A 20641-nucleotide genomic window follows, 5' to 3' on the forward strand; every position below is an offset into this window, starting at 1 on the left:
AGTCGTAGCCCATGCGAATTTCCACCACCCAGTTTTATGACACCTCGGCTGCGAACTACCAGAGGAACTTCGCAAAAGTCCTCAAGACCATGGACGAGAGCTCCAGCGGTGTGCGCGTGAACACTGCGGCCGATGATCCGGTGGGCGCTTCGCGTCTGCTGCAGTTGGGTACCCAGGCGGCGATGCTCGACCAGTACGAGACCAACACCAAGACCATCAAGGCGACCCTGGGCACCACCGAGGCGGTCATGGAGAGCATCGGTAACGTGCTGCAGCGTGCCAGGGAACTGGCCGTGAGCTCCGGTAACGCCGGCCTCACCGACGCCGACCGTCAAGCCAATGCTTCGGAGCTGGGCCAGATCGAAGAGCAGTTGCTGAGCCTGATGAACACCAAGGACGAAAACGGCAAGTACATCTTCGCCGGCTCCAAGGGCGATGTCGTACCGTTCACCCGCAACACCGATGGCACCTACAGCTACAACGGCGACCAGACCACCCTCGACCTGCCAATTGGCGACACCATGTCCATGGCGACCAACAGCACCGGGTGGGAAGTTTTCCAGCAGGCGATCAACACCAGCCGCAGCCAGATGACGATGACCGCCCCTGCGGTGGACGACGGGCGCGTGGTGTTTTCCGACGGCCAGGTAAATTCCAGCGTCGCCTATAACAACCAGTTCCGCAGTGGTGAGCCGTACACGGTGGAGTTCGTCAGCGGTACCCAGCTGAAGATCACCGACTCGTCGGGTAACGACGTGACTGCCGAGGCCAGTCAGGGGGGCGCGATCGATCCGAACTCCCAGGCCGGGCAGAGCGTGAAGTTTCGCGGCATAGACCTGACCTTGAACGTCAACCTCAAGACCGGCGACGATCCTGCTGCGGTATTGCCCGGCCACACGTTCACCTTGGCGGCCAAACCCGATACCTTCGTCGCGGGTCGCAGCCCGAGCAATTCCAACGCAACGGAAATCACTGGCAGCTCGATCACTGATCCGGTGGCCTACCACGCCAGTTTCCCGTCCGGCTCGGCCGTGCTGAAGTTCACCAGCGCTACCGATTTCGAGCTATACGCCGCGCCATTGACTCCAAACAGCCAGCCTGTTTCCAGCGGGACCCTGGCTGGCAACGTCGCCACCGCTTCGGGCGTGAGTTTTACCCTCAACGGTACACCCGGCGCCAACGACCAGTTCAACATTGCGGTCAATACCCACGAGAACCAGAACATCCTGGATACCATAGGCCAACTGCGGGCTGCGTTGAACACACCGGTTGACGGCGATAGCATTGGCCTGCAAAAGCTCAACGCGGCGGTGGCCGCGGGTATTGGCAACCTGGCCAGCGGTACGGACCAACTGACCAGCGCGCGAAGTTCGGTCGGTGGGCGTGGGCAGGCGCTGGATACCCAGAACGAGACCAACCAGAGCTTCGTCCTGGCCAACACTCAGACCCAGTCGGCCATCCGTGATTCCGACTCGGCTGAAGTACTGGTGCGCCTGACCATGCAGCAGACGATGCTGCAAGCGTCGCAATTGGCGTTCAGCAAAATCGCTCAATTGGGTCTGTTCAACAAAGTCTGATCCAAGGGCCGGGACCGTAGCGCCACGCGGTCCCTGGCCCGTTCCTCTGTACGATTCAGGACGTCCTGCTCTCGCCTGAGTTGACGCCCGCCGGTTGAGAGCCTTGCGTGTGAAATCAGCACCTCTTGTCAGTATTGCCATCCCCGCGTTCAACCCACGCTTTTTCCGCCTCGCCTTGCAAAGCGCGCTCGAGCAGACCTACGAAAACCTTGAAATTGTCATCTGCGACGATTGCCGCACCGATGAAATCGAGCGGATCGTCGCGGAACTTGGCGTCGATTCGAAGGTTGCGTTGCGCTACCTGCGCAACCCTGCCCGGCTGGGATTCCAGCAGAACCTGTTGCGCTGTCTCGAAGAGTCCCGGGGCGAGTTCATCAAGTTTCTCTGCGATGACGATCAGTTGCTCCAGCCCTGCGTGCATCAACAGGCACAAGTCCTCGCAGCGCATGACGACGTTCAGTTGGTCATCAGCAAGCGCCACTTTATCGATGCGGACGGTTATGTGCTGCCGATTCGGCTGGAGAACGTCGGCATCGCGTTGTTCGAAGGGCTATACAAGGGCGACGACTTGTTGGCGTCCGTCGAGGATACGCCGCGCAATATCTTTGGTGGTTTCAGCGGTGCGCTGATGCGGCGTGCGGACATTGCGTCCTTGTTGCCCGCCTTGGCCCAGGTCGGCCAAGGTTTTATGGCGCTGCTTGATCTTGCATTATTCATTTGCCTGTTGAGGCGCGGCAATCTGGTGGAATTGTGCAGCCTCGGTAGCCTTGAGCGCTTGTACCCGCAGCGGTTGTCTCGTCGTCCCGATACGGTCGATGCCTCGATTGTCGAATGGACATGGCTGGCCCAGATGCTGGCTCAGCGCAGTGGCGAGCCAGCCCCCGCTTCGGGGTGGGTGCGTTATTTGAATCTGGATCAGGTCAAGCCGAACCAGCCCCACGAGTGGGAAGAACTGAACCTGTATTCGTTGATGGCCAGTCGGCAGGCGATCGTTGCGTATCAGGTCGGTACCGATGCCGAGAGTTACGAAGAAGTCTATCGGCAGTGGCTGGAATACCGGAAGTTCGAGAACGCACGTCAGCGGGTGATCCTGGGACAGATCGAGCTCTGGACGCAACGCCCGGGCATCGTCCCCGTAGTATTCGACTTCGACGCTGACGCCGAAGGAGTGGCCCTGACGCTGGAAAGCATCGCCTCGCAGATCTACGCCAGTGAACCCATCGTGCTGTTCTCCAATGGCCGGGGTGCAATCGAAGGCAATGTCCTGCGCATGGCCCTGCAACCTGACTGGGTGGCTGCGCTTAACGAGTTGCTGCCGCACCTGGACGGTGCTCAGTGGTTCTACCTGCTGCGCGCCGGTGACCGGCTGAGGGAGTCGGCGTTGCTGGTGTTGGCCGAGCGGATCAACGCCATGCCCGGCATTGCCTGTGTCTACAGTGACGAGGGTGCGTTGGAAGATGGTAGGTCGCTGGAGCCGATCTTCAAGCCTGATTTCAATCTCGACTTGCTGCGCGCCTACCCCTACGTAGGGCGAACCCTCGCCTTTTCACGCCAGCGCGTGCTTGAGCTGGGTGGTTTCGATGCGGATCTGGGCGAGCTGGCGCCACATGACCTGATCTGGCGTCTGGTGGAGAGCGATGGTCCGCAGACCATTGCACATCTGGCAGAGATCCAGGTGGAATCGACCCTGACCTTTGCTCATTGGCTTTCCCTGTCGCAGGTCATCGAGCAAAGCCCGCGGCTGTTGGCGACTCACTTGCAGCGCATCGGCGTGGATCACCGACTGCACACCGGGCCGTTGCCTTTGATCCCGCGCATTGAGTATCTGCACCCCGAGCGTCCACTGGTCTCGATCATCATTTGCGTCAAGGATCAATTGTCGGCGCTCGAAAGGTGCGTCAACAGTTTGCTGACTACCACCGATTATGGGCATTACGAAGTTGTCATTGTCGACAATGCCAGCGAAACCGCCGATATGCGTAATTGGCTGGCAGCCATGGCCGAGTTGGGCAGCGAGAAGCTACGAATAGTGATGTCCGACGAGCAGGGCAACGAAGCCCAGGCGCGCAATTTTGCTGCGGGTCAGGCTCGCGGCGAATACCTGCTGTTGCTCAGCCCATCCTGTGTCTTCAACGATGCGGCGTGGCTGGCCGAATTATTGAATCATGCCCAGCGTCCCGAGGTGGCCGTTGTCGGTCCGCGAACACTGGACATGCAGGGGCAGGTGGTCGATTCCGGCCTGGTACTCGGGCTCGATGGCCTGGCTGGTCGGCTGTTTGCGAATTCGCCGCCTACTGCCGGCGGCTACATGCAGCGCCTGCAGGTCGTGCAGAACTGGAGCGCGGTGAGTGGCCATTGCCTGCTGGTGCGCAGGGCAGTGTTCGATAGCATTGGAGGCTTGTCCCCAGCCATCGATACGCCAGGCATCAACTTCCTTGAGCTGTGCCTGGAAATCGGCAAGCAAGGTTATCTGCTGGTAACGACGCCCTATGCCAACGTAATCCTGATGCCGTCTGCCGGGGTTGCCCGCGAGGCGTCCTGGAAGCAGCGCCTGGAGCTGGAGCAGGAAGCGTTTTACCAGCGCTGGCTGCCCAGGATAGCCAATGACCCTGCCTATAACCGCAACCTGAGCCTGACGGGCAACAGCTTCAGCCTGGTGCCAGGCCAGCGCACGGGATGGAATCCGTTATGCAGCCAGCCATTGCCGTCGGTACTGGGGCTGGCCCTCAACAGTTCAGCCATCGGCCATTACCGCGTCAGTCAACCGCTGCTTGAACTGCAGGCCGCCGGGCGCATCGTGGGGCGGGTGTCTTATGAGATGCCTTCGATCATCGAGATCGAGCGCGAGGCGCCAGACGTGATTGTTTTCCAGGGGCGCTATAACACTGGCAAATTCAATGACCTGGTCCAGGTGAAAACCTATTCGAAAGCCATGCGCATCTATGAACTCGATGATTACGTTGCGCGGATTCCGGTGAAGAACGATCACACTCGCAACATGCCTGACAACATCCAGGATCTGCTGGAGCGGGGTATCGCTCTGTGTGATCGGGTGGTTGTATCGACGTTTCCCTTGGCTGACGCGCTGTCGAAGCTGCACCACGATATCCGTGTCGTGCCCAACATGCTGGCGCCGCATCTTTGGAGCCGAATCTCCAGCAAACGCCGTACCTCGATCAAGCCACGGGTAGGTTGGGGCGGCGGCACCAGCCATCGAGGCGACCTGGAAGTCATTGCCGAGGTGGTGCGCGAGCTGGCTGATGAAGTCGAATGGGTGTTTTTCGGCATGTGCCCAGAGGCACTCAAGCCTTACGTGCATGAATACCATGCTGGCGTCGCACTTTCGTCTTATCCGGCCAGACTGGCGAGCCTGAACCTTGACCTGGCGCTTGCGCCGTTGGAACAGCATATTTTCAACGACTGTAAAAGTAACCTCAGGCTGTTGGAGTACGGGGCTTGCGGCTACCCGGTCATTTGCACCGAAACCGAAGCCTATCGCGGTCATCTGCCCTGTACACGGGTAAAGACCAACAGTACGCAGGAGTGGCTGGAAGCAATTCGCATGCACCTGTCGGACCCGCAGACCAGCTATCAGATGGGTGATCAGCTTCGTGAAATGGTGTTTCGTGATTTCATGTTGCGCGGCGATAACCTGCGCTATTGGGCCGATGGCTGGTTGCCGGATTGATTGACAGCGACCTGGTACAGCCTAGTCTGACCGACAGAACAATAACCGATGTTGATGGGCTGGAAGCCATGAACATGACGCCGCCAATCAGGCGACCCGCTCGTTATAGGAATCGATATGCAGCGCAGTATTGCCAATGACTCATCCGCTCCGTTGAACGAGCGTTTCACCCTGGTGCTTTGCGTTCACGAGCAACCTGGAGCCTTGCGCCGGGCGTTGCGTTACTACTCGACTTATCCATGCGCCTTGCTGGTTCTCGATTCGTCTGCCGAACCGGACGCCGCCGATGTGGCTGCATTGGCTGGCGCGCGTTATGTGCATCAGCCTGGAGGCGCTCATTTCGCCAGCAAGCTGCGTCAAGCAATGGAGTTCGTTGCGACACCTTATCTGGCGATGGCCGACGTCGACGCTTTCCTGTTGCCGGAGGCGATCGACCAGTCGCTGGATTTCCTGGCCGGCCATAGCGATTATTCCGCGTGCCAAGGTTATGCCCTGACCTGCGAGGCCCATGCCGCCCGTGTTGATTATTACCGTCGTGACCGCAAGGGCATCGAGGACTTCGACGATCCTGATGCCCAGGAGCGTTTCGCTACGTATGCCAACCACTGCCCATCGTTGATCAACGCAGTTGCCCGTACCGAGAGCGTTCAGCGCTGGTACCGCACGTTGCTTGCGGATTTCGACCTGGCCTGGCAGGAAGTTGGCCATGGCTGTGCGCTGGTGGCAGCGGGGAAGGTGCGTATCCTGCCGATTCCTTACGCGGTGCACGCCTTGGATACCCCTTCAACGCTAGAAGCCGGTCAGCTGGCTGCCGTGTTGAGCTACAGAGATGCGAACACGGCAGCGGTTCGTGAGCGCCTGGCGGTGATGCTGGGTTCGGCTTTCCAGCTGGGGCAGGGTGATCCATCGCGGATCATCGAGAGCCTGGTGGGCATCGGCGATTACTTGAGCCAGCGAGCCGCTTTCGCTCGAGCAAAACTGTTCGAGTCGGCCTGGAATTCGCAGTTGGAAGGGCCGATCTGCCGTTTCGAACCGACGCAGTTTGTCGAGTTGCCGTTCTATAATCAGGCGTTCTTCGAATGCTTGTCCCGGCTCGAGTTCCTGATGCATGCGATGCCTGCCGGGCATGTGCAACTACAGGAGTTGGAGGCGGTGCTGCTCAAGCAGCGAGAACTGGCGCGACCGCAGCGTAACACCGGCGCCGAGCCGCTCAACGAACGTTTGCTCAAGGCCTTCGAGCTCAACGCTTTCAATCTGGATGTGGTGCAGAAGTTGGCAACCATGCTCGAGGAAGGGGGGGCCGAGATCGTCAGCCAGAAGTTGAAGGATTGGGCGCGTCGTATCCAAGAGGTGATGCTGCAGGACCACGCCAGTCTTTTCGAGAGCATGCGGTCCGGGCAGTTGTTGCGTTGGCTGGAGGGTCGTGAGCCGAGCGAAGATCAGCTCAAGGACATCACCCGTTACCTGGCGCGCCATAAGGGCGGGCCGACGTTCGGCATTCTGTTGCTGGATCTCGAAGCGGATTTCACCCGTTTGCAGACGACGTTCGACAGCGTGATCAATGGTGCCTGCAGGGCGTTCAAAATCATCGTCTTCACAACGGGTGACCTGCCGGCCGAAACTACCCTGCAGAACACCCTGCATTTCGTCAAAGTCAACGAAAGCAACTACGTGGACAAGATCAATCAGGTCGTCAGCCAGAGCGATTGTGACTGGATGGTCCTCGCCGAGGCTGGAGATGAATTGACGCCGTCCGGCCTGCTGCACGCCAGCCTGGAATTGCTCGATGCGCCGCAATGCCGTGCGGTGGCGATGGACGAGTTCCAGCGTCAGCCCGACGAAACCCTGGCCGATGTGTTCCGCCCCGGCTTCAACCTCGATCTGCTGCTGAGTGTGCCTTCGCTGATGGCGCGGCACTGGCTGGTCCGTCGCGAGGTGCTGGTAGCTGTCGGCGGGTACTCACGCGACTTCAAGAATGCCCTGGAATTCGAGCTGCTCTTGCGCCTGATCGAACAGGATGGCATGGGTGGCCTGGCTCATCTGGACGAACCATTGTTGATCTGCAAGGCGCCGCAGGAAGAGGACAATGCCGACGAGCGCAAAGCCTTGCTCCGCCACCTCGTCGCGCGAGGCTACAAAGCCGATGTCAGCTCGACGGTGCCGGGTGTCTACAAGATCGATTATCGGTTCATCGAGCGACCGCTGGTATCGATTGTGTTGCATGGCGACAGCGACCTCGTGACCTTGCAGCGTTGCATCATCAACGTGTTGCAACGTACCCGCTATCAGCGCTTCGAGCTGTTGGTAGGCGAACACCCGGTCCACGGTTCGACACTGAAAGAGTGGCTCGCCAGCCAGGGGCACCAGGCCAGCCGTGTACGATTCATTGATGTCGAACCGGGGCTTGCCACGGCAACCCTGATCAATCAGGCCAGCCAGCAAGCCAAGGGCGATTACCTGCTCGCTCTGGCGGTGGACAGCGAAGTAGTGAACGTGAACTGGATCGAAATCCTGCTCAATCATGCCCAGCGTCCGGAAGTCGGCGTGGTCGGCGCCAGGTTGATCGACCGGCAGGGACGTACCACCCAGGCTGGCTTGATGCTGGGTTTCAACGGTGTGGTCGGTTCAGCCTTCGTTGGTGAACCAGCAGATGCGCGGGGCTACATGAACCGCCTGGTGGCAGAGCAGGACTGTACAGCGGTGTCCTTTGCCTGCCTGATGATCTCCACCCAACTATTCCAGGCGGTCGATGGCATCGATGACACGGTATTCGCCGAAGGTCTGGGGGATGTGGATCTTTGTCTGCAAATCGCGCAGTCCGGCTACCTTACCGTGTGGACGCCTTACGTTCAGGTCGTCAGCCCGGGCCACTTGCCGCAATCCGATAAAGCCCGCCAGGCCTTGGCCGGGAAGTGGCAGGCTGCGTTGTCTCATGACCAGAGCTACAACGCCAACCTGGCCTCGACCGGCCAGGGTTTTACCCTCGGGCCGGTGACCCAGGTGCCTTGGGCCACGCTCATTGGCCACACCGGCAGGTAGGCCTTGGTTATTTCTGCATCAGCACCGGCGCCCGCCGGGCGACACAGAAAGCTCACCTCATGGTGAGCTTTTTTTTGCCTAAAACCCCGCAAATACGGGGCTCCAGCCAGTGGCACCATAATTGCTTTGAAGGTATTGACGCCGGTATTAAGCGGCAAGGGCGCCGAATAATTGGCGTCTCTTGTCAGTACTCCCGGCGTTTTGACGCTGATGCGGTTCACCTTTTGAGAGAGACATATGAAGGCAGTAATTCTGGCTGGAGGATTAGGCACTCGCATCAGTGAGGAGTCGCATCTCAAGCCCAAGCCGATGATTGAAATTGGTGGCAAGCCAATCATCTGGCACATCATGAAGATCTACTCTCACTACGGCATCAATGATTTTGTGGTTTGCCTGGGCTACAAGGGCTACGTCATCAAAGAGTACTTCGCGAATTATTTCCTGCACATGTCGGACGTGACGTTCGACATGGCGCAGAACAGCATGCACATCCACCAGGGCAAAGCCGAGCCATGGCGCGTCACGCTGGTGGACACCGGCGAAGTCACCGGGACCGGAGGGCGCCTCAAGCGCGTGCGCGATTATCTGGGCGAAGAGACGTTCTGCTTCACCTATGGTGACGGAGTTTCCAACGTCAATATTCGCGACTTGGTCGAGTTCCACCAGCAGCACGGCAAGCTGGCGACGGTCACGACTGTCCAGCCGCCGGGGCGATTTGGCGCGATGGAACTTGAAGGCGCATGTGTCAGGGGCTTCCAGGAAAAACCCCAAGGCGACGGTGGATGGATCAACGGCGGCTTTTTTGTACTTGAGCCCGCCGCGCTCGATGGCATCGAGGACGATACCACCACCTGGGAATACGAGCCGATGCGCAACCTGGCACGTCAAGGTCAACTGATGAGTCATCTTCATCGCGGTTTCTGGCAGCCAATGGACACGCTGCGTGACCGTGTTTTCCTCGAAGAGCGCTGGAACAGTGGCCAGGCCGAGTGGAAGCTCTGGCCATGAACGCGTTCTGGATGGGCAAAAAGGTTTTCCTGACCGGCCACACGGGCTTCAAGGGCGGCTGGCTGGCGCTATGGCTACGGGAAATGGGCGCCGAAGTCCGCGGCTTTGCCCTGCCTGCCGACACCACGCCGGCTCTGTGGTCTGTCGCGGGCCTTGAAGGCCTGGTCCCTGGAGACCTGGCGGACATTTGCGATGGGGCGGCCCTCTCTTCGGCGCTCCAGGGGTTCCAACCCGAGGTGGTCTTGCACCTGGCCGCGCAACCGCTGGTGCGCGAAGCCTATCGCAACCCCGTCCAGACCTACGCCACCAACGTCATGGGTAGCGTCAATCTGCTGGAAGCCGTTCGGCATTGCCCCAGCGTGCGCGCCGTGGTCGTGGTAACGACCGATAAATGCTACGAGAACCGTGAGTGGATCCTGCCTTATCGCGAGTACGACGCCCTGGGCGGCTTCGATCCCTATAGCAACAGCAAGGCGTGTGTCGAGCTGCTTTGTGCCTCTTACCGCAACTCGTTCCTGAACGAGTCTGGCGTGGCATTGGCGACCGCTCGGGCGGGCAATGTCATCGGTGGCGGCGACTGGTCGCCGGAGCGCCTTGTGCCGGATATTTTTCGCGCCTGGCAAAACAACGAAGAAGTGGTCCTGCGTTATCCCCAGGCGACCCGTCCATGGCAGCACGCGCTCGAGCCGTTGATGGGCTACCTGATGCTGGCCAGGGCGCTGGTGGAAAAGGGTGAACGTCACGTCGGCGCCTGGAACTTCGGCCCTGAGAGCGGCAACGTCGCTTCGGTCGAAACCATCGTCGGCTTGCTTGCCGAGCAATGGCCGGTGCCGGTGCGCTGGTCGGTGGATCCCCAAGCGCAACCCCACGAGGCCGGTTTATTGGCTCTCGATTCCAACAAGGCACGTGAAGAGCTTGGCTGGAGGCCGCGCTGGTCGCTGGCGACCAGCCTTGAACGCACGCTGGCCTGGCATCTGGCCTGGCAGAACGGACAGGACATGCACAATTTTACCCGCAAGCAGATCGCGGATTACCAAGGCGATACCCATGAGTGAAAGTATTGCGCAATTGCGCCAACAAATTGTCGAGCTGGTGGGGCGTTACGCGCAGTCGGCGCTCGCTCCGCAAGTTTTCGTTGCCGGCCAGAGCAGCGTACCGCCGGCCGGCAAGGTCATCGGCGCTGCCGAGCTGCAATCCATGACCGAAGCGGTGCTGGACGGCTGGCTGACGACGGGGCGCTTCAACGAGGCGTTCGAAAAACGCTTGGGTAAATACCTGGGGCGTCGGTGCGTGCTGACCACCAATTCTGGATCGTCGGCTAACTTGCTGGCATTTTCCGCCCTGACCTCGCCGCGCCTGGGCGACCGCGCGATCAAGCCGGGCGATGAAGTGATCGGTGTGGCCGCCGGCTTCCCCACCACCGTCAACCCGATCCTGCAGTTTGGCGCGGTCCCGGTATTCGTCGATGTCCAGATGGGTACCTACAATATCGACCCGGCCAAGATCGAAGCAGCCATCGGGCCGAAGACCAAGGCCATCATGCTGGCGCACACCCTGGGCAATCCCTATGACCTGGGTGTCGTGCGGGCTCTGTGCGACAAATACAAGCTGTGGCTGATCGAAGACTGCTGCGATGCCCTGGGCTCCACCTACAAGGGGCAGATGGTCGGCACGTTCGGCGACATCGGCACCTTGAGCTTTTACCCGGCGCACCACATCACTATGGGCGAGGGCGGTGCGGTGTTTACCGACAGCCCGTTGCTCAAGCGCATCATGGAGTCCTTTCGGGACTGGGGCCGCGACTGCTACTGCGAGCCGGGCCAGGACAACACCTGCAAGCAGCGCTTTTGCAAGCAGATGGGCGAACTGCCAGAAGGCTACGACCACAAGTACACCTATTCGCACCTGGGCTATAACCTGAAGATTACCGACATGCAGGCTGCCTGTGCCTTGGCGCAGATGGACCGTGTAGAAGACTTCACGATTGCGCGCAAGCGCAACTTCCAATGGCTCAGCCAGCGTCTGGCCAATTGTGCCGACTTCCTCATCCTGCCCGAGGCCACCCCGGACAGCGACCCGTCGTGGTTCGGTTTTCCCGTGACCCTGCGCGATGGCTGCGGTATCCAGCGTGTCGAGCTGTTGCGTTACCTGGATAGCCAGAACGTTGGCACGCGCTTGCTGTTCGCCGGCAACCTGGTGCGTCAACCCTACATGCTTGGCCGCAACTTCCGTATCAGTGGCGAGTTGACGGTCACCGACAAAATCATGAACGACACTTTCTGGATCGGCGTCTGGCCGGGCCTGGGTGAGGAGCACCTGGGCCACGCGGCACGTTGCCTTGAACACTTCTTCGGGCTGGATCGCTGATGCGCGCTTATGTCCTCTGCGGCGGCTTTGGTACTCGCCTGAGTACCGTGCTCCAAGGCTCGCAGAAAGCCGTCGTGGATATTCACGGCCGGCCATTCCTGGCGTTGGTGCTGGCTGAGCTCAAGCAGGCGGGCATCGCGCAGGCGGTCTTGTGCGCACATTATCGGGCCGATCAATTGGCCGAGCTGCTGCCATCGCTGACGGCCGAAACCGGGCTGGACCTGCGGATTGTGGTGGAGGAACAACCCATGGGCACCGGCGGCGCGATCCTGCACGCCTTGCATCAAATACCACCCGAAGGTCGCTTCCTGGTACTCAACGCCGATACCTGGCTCGACCGCCAGGCCTATCGGTTGGCCATGGCCGCCACCGGCGACGTGCTGGTGGGGGTGCAGGTGGAGGATCGTTCCCGCTACGGCAGCCTGGACTGCTCCGAGGACCTGCAGTTGCTGGCGCTCAACGAAAAAGGGCTGAGCGGACCAGGCCGGGTCAATGCTGGCGTCTATGCCTTCGCCGCCGACGCCCTGCGGGCATGCACCGTTCAGGCCTGCTCGATGGAGCAGGACATCCTGCCGATGCTTATCCGCCGTCAGTCACTCAAGGTCTGTGCCTACACCGGACCCTTTATCGACATTGGAACGCCTGACGCCTTGAACGCATTCAAGTCGGGGTTCAAGGAGGCCGTCAGCTCATGAATCAATTGGCCAGAACACAAACGGTCTACCTGAACCAGACCATTCTCGATGCCGTCGAGTGCATCGAGACGGGCGATCTGCAAATCGTCTTCGTGGTCAATGAGCAGTGGCGCCTGGAAGGCGTGCTGACCAACGGCGACTTGCGTCGTTACCTGCTCCAGGGCGGGGCGACGAACGTGCCTGTCACCGAGTGCATGAACACCGCCTACCGTTCGGTAAAGGTGGGTGCATCGCGCGAGGAAATGCTCAAGATCTTCGACCTGAGCTACAACGCCATTCCGGTGGTGGACGCGTCCGGCTGCCTGGTGGATGTGGTCACACCCGCACGGCTCGCGGCCAACCAGGAAGTGCCGGTGCTGGCCCGGGCGAGGGCGCCGGTGCGCATGAGCTTCAGTGGCGGTGGTTCGGACCTGACTTATTACTTCGTGGAAAACCCGGCTGCGGTACTCAGTTGCACGGTCGGGCTGTATTCCCACGCGACGCTGATCCCGCGTACCGACAACGTGATTCGGATCTTCTCCGAAGACTTGGGCACCCGCGAATCCTATGCCTCGCTGGACGACCTCATGGACCACGCCGACAAAGGACTGCTGGCAACTATCGTCTCGGTCATTCAGCCCAACTACGGGTTAGATCTGTACATGCGTTCCGACTTCCCCGTTGGTTCCGGGCTGGGTGGTTCGTCGGCGGTCGCCACGGCGGTCATTGCCGCGTTCAATGAACTGCGCCGCGATCGCTGGAGCACCTATGAAGTCGCGGAGCTGGCGTTCCAGGCCGAGCGCCTGTGCTTCGGAATCGCCGGTGGTTGGCAAGACCAGTACGCTTCGGCATTCGGCGGCTTCAACCTGATCGAGTTCAGGGAAGGCCGCAACCTGGTGCACCCGATCCGCCTCGAAGACTCGATCTGCAACGAGCTGGAAGAGTGCCTGGTGCTTTGTGACACCCGCATCTCCCATGACTCCGGCAAGCTCCACGTCCAGCAGCGCGAAGAAATGAGCAGCAGGGGCGAGCAAAGCCTGTTGCTGACGGAAAGCGTGTCGCTGTGCCGGCGCATGCACCACCATTTGATTCGGGGTGAGTTGCATGATTTCGGTCGCTGCCTGCACGACGGCTGGATGCTCAAGAAGCAGTTTTCACAAGCCGTAAGCGACGGCGTGCTCGACCAGATTTACGAATGTGCCCTGGACGCGGGCGCCCTGGGTGGCAAGTTGCTGGGCGCCGGTGGCGGTGGCTTCTTCCTGTTTTTCGTACAACCCCAGCACCGTCAAGCCGTGACCGAAAAGGTCAGAATGCTTGGCTGCCGAACCACCGATTTCCGTTTTGAATCCAGCGGTGTCACTTCCTGGCGGACCAAAATTCAATGAGCAAGCAGATATTCAGCATCGATGGGATCACCATTGGTGAGGGCCACACTTTTGTCATCGCGGAAGTGGGCAACAACCATAACGGCTCGGTGGAGCTGGCCCGGCAACTGGTGGACGCCTCCATCGCTGCGGGCGCCGACTGCGTGAAGTTCCAACTGCGCAACCGCGAAGCCCTGTATCGGCGCAAGGCCGATGGCTCGCGCGCTGAAGACCTGGGAGTGGAATACATTCAAGACCTGTTGGATAAAGTTGAACTGAGTGTGGATGAACATCGGCTTATTCGCGACTATTGCGCGCAACAGGGCATCAGCTACATCTGCACCCCTTGGGACGAACCGAGTGTGGACGTGCTGGCCGGTTTCGACGTGCCAGCGCTGAAAATCGCCTCCGCCGACCTCTGCAACCCTTACCTGATTGCCAAGGCCGCGTCCCTGGGCAAGCCGTTGATCCTGTCGACCGGCATGTCGCTGGAGCATGAGATCGAGCGCGCCATCGAGCAATTGAACGGCTTGGGCGTACCGTTCGCATTGCTGCATTGCAACAGCACCTACCCAGCGCCGGAAACCGATATCCAGCTCGGTTACCTGGCGCGCCTCCGTGAGCTGCACGGCTTGATCGGTTATTCCGGCCACGAACGTGGCACTGCCATCAGCATCGCCGCCGTGGCGCTGGGCGCCAAGCTGATCGAGCGCCACATCACCCTTGATCGCGGCATGGAAGGCCCGGATCACCTTGCCAGTCTGGAACCGGAAGAGTTCCGTCAACTGGTCGAAGGCATCCGCCAGGTCGAGAAAGCGTTGCCGTGGACCGGACCGGGGCGCCACGCCAGCCAGGGCGAATTGCTCAATCGTGAAAACCTCGGCAAAAGCGTGATCGCGGCCCGTGCAATCGAGCCTGGCGAAACGTTCACCCAGGACATGTTGCGCGTCGCGAGTCCGGGCCAGGGTCTACCGCCTTACCGACTGGCCGATCTGCTGGGCAAGCAGGCCGGACGGGTCATCGCCCAGGGCGATTTCCTGTTCGACAGCGATCTGGTTGCCCAGCAAGTGATTCGTCGCGAATACGCCATGCCGATTCTCTGGGGCGTGCCGGTTCGTTATCACGACTTCCTGCAATACGACCAGTGGATCAAGCCCGACCTGTTCGAATTCCACTTGTCCTACCGCGACCTCAGTGTGGCGCCTCAGGCGTACCTTCGCACCGTGGACTGCTCGCGCCTGGTGGTCCATGCGCCCGAGTTGTTCGAAAACAGCGAACTGCTGGACCTGGTGGCCGATGACCTGGAATACCGTCAGCGCTCCATCGCCAACCTGCAACGGGTGGTGGATGCGACTTTGCAGATCGCCGAGTTTTTCCCCAACGCCGATTCGCTGCTGATCGTGGCGAACATCGGTGGCTTCTCGGCTGACGAGCCTTTCCCGGTGAGTCACCGGGCCGAGCTGTATCGACGCTTTCGCGAGTCCTGCGCCCAGATCGATTTTGGTCGTACCGAATTGATCCCGCAGAACATGGCGCCGTTCCCGTGGCACTTCGGCGGGCAGCGCCACCAGAATATTTTCATGATGCCGCAGGAACTGGCCGAGCAGGCCAAGGCCATGGACATGCGCCTGTGCCTGGACCTCTCGCATCTGCAAATGGCCTGCTTCCATTTCGGCCTGGACTTCCAGGCGGCGCTGGCCCTGTTGCTGCCGCATTCGGCGCACCTGCATGTGGCGGACGCCAAGGGCAGTAACGGCGAGGGTGTCCTGATGGGCACAGGTGATGTGGACTGGCCGGCTACCTGGGCGCAACTCAAGGATTATCCACAGGTGAGTTTCATTCCCGAAGTGTGGCAAGGCCACAAGGATCACGGTGCCGGATTCTGGTCGGCGCTTGAATTCCTGAACAAATTGAATTGAGCCGAGCGCTCGGCGAACTGAGGTTTTGACGATGAGTACCAAAATGCGTGTAGCTGACTACATCATGAATCGACTGGCGGGACTGGGCATCAAACAGGTGTATTTCCTGCCAGGTGGCGGCGCCATGCATTTGAACGATGCCCTGGGACGTCATCCCGACCTGGAGCCGATCCTGTGCCTGCATGAACAGGCCGCCGGTATCGCAGCCGAAGCGGCGGGCAAGCTGAGCGGGGGGCCGAGTGCCTGCATGACCACGTGCGGCCCGGGCGCCACCAACGCGGTCACCGCGACCCTGGGTGCCTGGCTCGATTCCACGCCGGTATTTTTCATTTCCGGCCAGGTCAAGACCGCCGACTTGAAAGCCGGCACCGGTTTGCGCATGTTGGGCGTGCAGGAGGCCGATATCGTCTCCATCGTTTCCTCGATTACCAAGGGCGCCGTGACCCTGACCGACCCGCTGGCGGTCGCCGAAGTGTTCGATGAACTGGAGCATGCCGCGCTGACCGGTCGTCGCGGCCCGGTCTGGCTGGACGTGCCGCTGGATGTACAGGCGGTACAGATCGATCCGGCTCAGTTGCGCCGTGCGAAGTTGCCGCCGGTTGCCACGGCCGTCGACGTCAGCGAGTCGGTGAGCCGCACGCTTGAGTTGCTCAAGACCGCTAAGCGTCCGGGCATCATCGCCGGCAGCGGTATTCGCATGGCCGGTGCTGTCGAGGCCTTCAATGCGTTGGTTGAGAGTGCGGGCGTCCCCGTCATGCCGACGTGGATGTCCATGGATCTGATCGAGGATGATCATCCGCTCTTCGGCGGTCGTCCAGGTTCGATCGCGCCGCGCTGGGCGAACTTTACCCTGCAGAACTGCGATCTATTGATTGTGCTGGGCTCGCGCCTGGACATGGCACTGACGGCTTACAACCATGCGCATTTCGCACCGTATGCCAAGAAGGTCGTGGTCGATATCGATCCGGCGGAAATCGCCAAGCTGCAAATGCCGCTCGAAGTCAAAGTCGTGGCTGACGTCAAGCCCTTCATCGAAGGGCTTGTTGCCGGTATCAAGGCCGCTTCGCTGCCGGATTACTCCGCCTGGCGTTCGCAGATCGCCGCCTGGCGTGAGCGGTATCCATTGCTGCAACCTGAGCACGCCGACGACAGCGAAGGCGTGAGCATGTATCACTTCACCGATCGCCTCTCGGACCTGTTGAGCGAAGGCGATGTGATCGCCCCGGGCAGTTCCGGTTTCGCCTCGGAACTGTTCCTGCTCAATCTGCGGCTGAAGAAAGATCAGCGCTGCTTCCACAACCGCGGGACCGGCTCGATGGGCTTCGGTGTACCGTCGGCTATCGGTGCCTGCCTGGCCTCGGGTCGCAAGCAGACGATCTGTGTGGAGGGCGATGGCGGCGTGCAGCTCAATATCCAGGAACTGGCCACGCTGGCCGCGCAGAACCTGCCGATCAAGTGCTTCGTGATCAACAACCAGGGCTACGCCTCGATCCGTACGTCGCAGAACATGCATTTCAAGTTGCTGGTCGGCGCCGATGACACCAGCGGCCTGAAACTGCCCGACCTGCAGCAATTGTCCGCCGCCTATGGCGTGGGCTATGCACGCATCGACGCGCATGAAGGACTGGACGCTGCCTTGAGCGAAGTACTCGGACGCAGTGGACCGGTAATCTGCGAGGTGCTCGTCCAGATCGAAGAAGCGCGGGTGCCGCGTGTGATGACCCGTATCAACGAGCAGGGCAAGCCGGAGACCGGTGCGCTGGAAGACCTTTACCCATTCCTGCCGCGCGACGAATTTAATGCGCAGATGGCGATTTCGGAGCGCAACTGAAATGGCCTGGCTGAAGCGAAAGTTGACCGGTCTCAGCTACCGTTATCTACGCGGCACGGTGTCCTGGGCGCATGCCAAGTCGCCTGAAATTCGTCATGAGCGGCTGTTGCCGTATTCGAGCTATGCGCCGTGGTGTGGCGACCGCGCCTTTGAGCAGGCGCTGGCGCTGGTCGAGAGCAACACCCTGGTGGATAAATACCGGCTGTACGAGCTGTGGTCGCTGGCCCGGCAGTTGAACGGTGTCGACGGCGACTTCCTTGAAGTGGGTGTGTGGCGTGGCGGTTCGGGCTGCCTGTTGGCATTGGCCAGCCAGCGCCCAGGACGCAAGGTATTCCTCGCCGACACGTTCACCGGCGTGGTCAAGGCGGGCAGTCTTGATACCCGCTACGAGGGGGGAGAACACAGCGACACCGATATTCAACTGGTGGCGGCACTCGCGGCGCGTTGCGGCGTGACCGATAGTGTCCACCTGCTGGAAGGCATGTTCCCGGAGCATAACGCCGAGCATGTCGGTCCACGGCTAGCCTTCCTGCACATTGACGTGGACGTGTACGAGTCTGCGCGCAGCGTGCTGGAATGGGCGTTGCCACGCCTGGTGGCCGGCGCTGTCGTGGTGTTCGACGATTATGGTTTTTTTGGTTGCGAAGGTGTGACCCGGTTGGTGAATGAGTTCACCGCCGCGAACCAGGATTTCCGCTTCTTGCACAACCTCAACGGGCATGCCGTGTTGGTGAGGATCGCGTCAGGAGACCGCCATGCTTGATGAGCAGAACTTCAAACATGTGCTGGTTTATGGCGCGCGTTTGGCCGGTCAGCGGGTCCAGGCTTACCTGGCGGATCGAGATGTCAGGATCAGCGCTTTCCTGGATCGCGATGCGTCTCTGGATCAGGTCGATGGCATCCCTGTCGCCAGTGCCCAGGAGTGGGCTGCCAGCCATGATCCCGCCAGCGCCTGCGTAATCATCGGCTTGTTCAACAATTATGTGGACGTCGGCGAAGTCGTAACCCAATTGCAACAATTGGGTTATGGCCGTGTTGTCAGCCTTGTTGAATTCGTTCGTCATTTCCCCGAAGGACAGCCGTTTCGTTACTGGTTGGTGGATCCGCGTTACTACGAGGCCAATGCTGATCGGATCGCCCATCTGCGCGAGAACCTGGCTGATGAGACAAGCCGGGAACTGCTGGATCGCATCGTTGATTTTCGGATCACGGGTGATTATTCGCGGTTGCCCGCGCCTTCGCCCAGACAGTATTTTCCTGAAGACCTGCCGACCTGGCCGCAGCCGCTGCGCTTCATTGATTGTGGCGCCTATACCGGCGACACCGTGGAAGAGATGCGTGCTGCCGGACTAGCCTTCGAGGCCGTGGCGACCTTTGAACCCAACCTTGAAAATTACGCCGTGCTCGTCAAAAGCCAGGCTGATCTCAACGCCGTCAACTTTCCTTGCGGGGTGTCCAACGGCAATCGGCAGGTCGGTTTCGACGGTGCATTGGGCGCTGGCGGCCATCTTGTCGAGTCGGGTGGTGAAACCGTGACGTGCGTTCGACTGGATGACGCACTGCCGCGCTTTTCACCAACACTGATCAAGATGGACATTGAAGGCGAAGAGCCTGCAGCGCTGGAGGGATCCTTGCAACTTCTGCGTCAGTACCGTCCGAACCTGGCTGTCAGCATTTATCACCGCGCCGAACATCTGTGGAGCATTTTTGAACAGATAGACGGATACGGCCTCGGTTATCGCTTTTTTCTGCGCTGCCATGCTCATAGCTCGTTCGATACGGTGCTTTATGCGGTGGCGTCCAATGACTTTGAACGCTGCAATGGGGTAGCAACGCATGCGTAACTATGAAAATGCCGATCTACTGCAAAGTGAAGCGCTGACGGAAGGCCATATCTATCAGTGCTCGATCTCCCTTGACGGGCAATCCTCAATCCTGAAGTTTCGTTTCGATCCGCAGGCGAGCATTGCTGCCGAACAGGAAGTAGTGCTGCGCTCGCGTCATCATTTGGATGTCCTGAAACGACTCGGCACGTACCCCGCCATGGCCAGGTTACTTCGCCTTGACGCGTCCGAGTTTTCTTATGACACGCTGGAAAGACAACTCGACGCACCGGTCTATGTTTTTGGCGCTCATCAGGTGGGTGTGCTGTTGGCACGCCTGTTCGCCGACCGTGGCGGTCGCGTCCAGGCGTTCTTCGATAACGATGTGAACAAACAGAACACAACGCTTGACGGGATCCCGGTGCGGGCGTTCGACCTTTCCAGCCTGCCCGGCAACGCACTTATTGTCTTGGGCAGTGGCCGTTATAGCGCGGTCATTGAACGTGACCTGGAGGCCAAGGGTTGGAGCAATTTCATGACGATGCAGCAGTTTCTTGTTGCGATGGATGCGCCTTATATTACTGAGGCCAGTTTTCGGAATTACAGGACTAAGGTCATCGATCAACGCCTGGCTTTCATATCCGCATTTTTATGCCTTGATGATGAGCGCTCGCGACAAGTATTCGATGGCTTGATGGCCATGCGTCTTGATCTCGGCCATGCTGACTCGAAGATTCGTTCCGACTACATGGATGAATATATCGAGCCTGAATTCATCCAGGCCGAAGACCTTCGTCATTATGTCGATGCCGGTGCCTATAACGGCGATACATTGAGCAAAATCGAATCACGGTTCGGTCCGGTGGAAAGTGCTTGTCTTTTTGAACCGGAGCAGTTGGCATTCCTGGAGTGCCAGAGCAAGTTCAATGGGCGCTCCAAAGTGAAAGTGCTTCAGGCGGCCATGACCGAAGTGGCTTGCCAGTTATCAGCGCCCGAATCCAATAGTTGTGATGTACTCGGTGCGTTATCTTCCGAGCAGCCCGCGACAGCGCAGGCGCATGTACCTGGCATCCCTCTGGATGAGATCATGTCCGGCGATGTGACCCTGATCAAGCTCGATATCGAAGGCGCCGAACAAGGCGCGCTGCGTGGCGCTCGACAAGTCATACAACGGGAACGACCGAAGTTGTGCGTGTGCGCCTACCACCGTAGTGATGACTTATGGAAGTTGATCGATACCGTTCTGTCCATTCGCTCTGATTACAAAGTCGGTGTTCGTCATTATTCGGATATTGTCGACGACACCACACTCTATTTTTATTGATGTCTCGGTTCGTGATATGTCTTCACG

At 59.7% G+C, this 20641-nt stretch carries 13 protein-coding genes; all 13 read left to right on the plus strand.

Annotated features, from left to right (window positions below; genetic code table 11):
* Positions 1-11 precede the first annotated feature (11 nt).
* The 13 genes from J3P96_RS08215 to J3P96_RS08275 all read left to right on the plus strand — a co-directional run bounded on the left by J3P96_RS08215 (position 12) and on the right by J3P96_RS08275 (position 20614).
* Positions 12-1577 (plus strand): flagellar hook-associated protein 3, encoded by a 1566-nt coding sequence (locus tag J3P96_RS08215; protein WP_434656456.1) that lies wholly within the window; start codon positions 12-14, stop codon positions 1575-1577.
* 109 nt (positions 1578-1686) lie between these two features.
* Positions 1687-5265 carry a glycosyltransferase gene (locus tag J3P96_RS08220; protein ID WP_434656457.1) on the plus strand — a complete coding sequence of 1193 codons (3579 nt, stop codon included), beginning with the start codon at positions 1687-1689 and terminating at the stop codon, positions 5263-5265.
* 117 nt (positions 5266-5382) lie between these two features.
* Positions 5383-8304 (plus strand): TIGR00180 family glycosyltransferase, encoded by a 2922-nt coding sequence (locus J3P96_RS08225; protein WP_434656458.1) that lies wholly within the window; start codon positions 5383-5385, stop codon positions 8302-8304.
* Between the two features lie 237 nt (positions 8305-8541).
* A complete protein-coding gene (gene rfbF / locus J3P96_RS08230; protein ID WP_434656459.1) occupies positions 8542-9312 on the plus strand; it encodes a glucose-1-phosphate cytidylyltransferase in 771 nt (256 codons plus the stop codon).
* Entirely contained in the window at positions 9309-10367 is a 1059-nt protein-coding gene (rfbG, locus tag J3P96_RS08235) for a CDP-glucose 4,6-dehydratase (protein WP_434656460.1), read from the plus strand. The genes rfbF and rfbG overlap by 4 nt, the downstream gene beginning before the upstream one ends.
* A complete protein-coding gene (rfbH, locus tag J3P96_RS08240) occupies positions 10360-11679 on the plus strand; it encodes a lipopolysaccharide biosynthesis protein RfbH (RefSeq protein ID WP_434656461.1) in 1320 nt (439 codons plus the stop codon). The genes rfbG and rfbH overlap by 8 nt, the downstream gene beginning before the upstream one ends.
* Positions 11679-12374: a sugar phosphate nucleotidyltransferase gene (locus tag J3P96_RS08245; protein ID WP_434656462.1), complete on the plus strand. Its 696-nt coding sequence runs from the start codon at positions 11679-11681 to the stop codon at positions 12372-12374. Before rfbH ends, J3P96_RS08245 begins: the two co-directional genes overlap by 1 nt.
* Positions 12371-13738 carry a GHMP family kinase ATP-binding protein gene (locus tag J3P96_RS08250; protein ID WP_434656463.1) on the plus strand — a complete coding sequence of 456 codons (1368 nt, stop codon included), beginning with the start codon at positions 12371-12373 and terminating at the stop codon, positions 13736-13738. The genes J3P96_RS08245 and J3P96_RS08250 overlap by 4 nt, the downstream gene beginning before the upstream one ends.
* Positions 13735-15636 (plus strand): N-acetylneuraminate synthase family protein, encoded by a 1902-nt coding sequence (locus tag J3P96_RS08255; RefSeq protein WP_434656464.1) that lies wholly within the window; start codon positions 13735-13737, stop codon positions 15634-15636. The genes J3P96_RS08250 and J3P96_RS08255 overlap by 4 nt, the downstream gene beginning before the upstream one ends.
* A 31-nt stretch (positions 15637-15667) precedes the next feature.
* A complete protein-coding gene (locus J3P96_RS08260) occupies positions 15668-17467 on the plus strand; it encodes a thiamine pyrophosphate-binding protein (protein WP_434656465.1) in 1800 nt (599 codons plus the stop codon).
* 1 nt (position 17468) lies between these two features.
* Entirely contained in the window at positions 17469-18230 is a 762-nt protein-coding gene (locus J3P96_RS08265; RefSeq protein WP_434656467.1) for a TylF/MycF/NovP-related O-methyltransferase, read from the plus strand.
* Complete coding sequence (locus J3P96_RS08270; RefSeq protein WP_434656469.1) at positions 18223-19311, plus strand: FkbM family methyltransferase; 1089 nt, start codon at positions 18223-18225, stop codon at positions 19309-19311. Before J3P96_RS08265 ends, J3P96_RS08270 begins: the two co-directional genes overlap by 8 nt.
* Positions 19304-20614: an FkbM family methyltransferase gene (locus J3P96_RS08275; protein WP_434656470.1), complete on the plus strand. Its 1311-nt coding sequence runs from the start codon at positions 19304-19306 to the stop codon at positions 20612-20614. Before J3P96_RS08270 ends, J3P96_RS08275 begins: the two co-directional genes overlap by 8 nt.
* The last annotated feature ends 27 nt before the right edge of the window (positions 20615-20641 follow it).

The sequence above is a fragment of the Pseudomonas sp. R3-56 genome, from assembly GCF_051132075.1.
In the GTDB taxonomy this organism is placed as follows: domain Bacteria; phylum Pseudomonadota; class Gammaproteobacteria; order Pseudomonadales; family Pseudomonadaceae; genus Aquipseudomonas.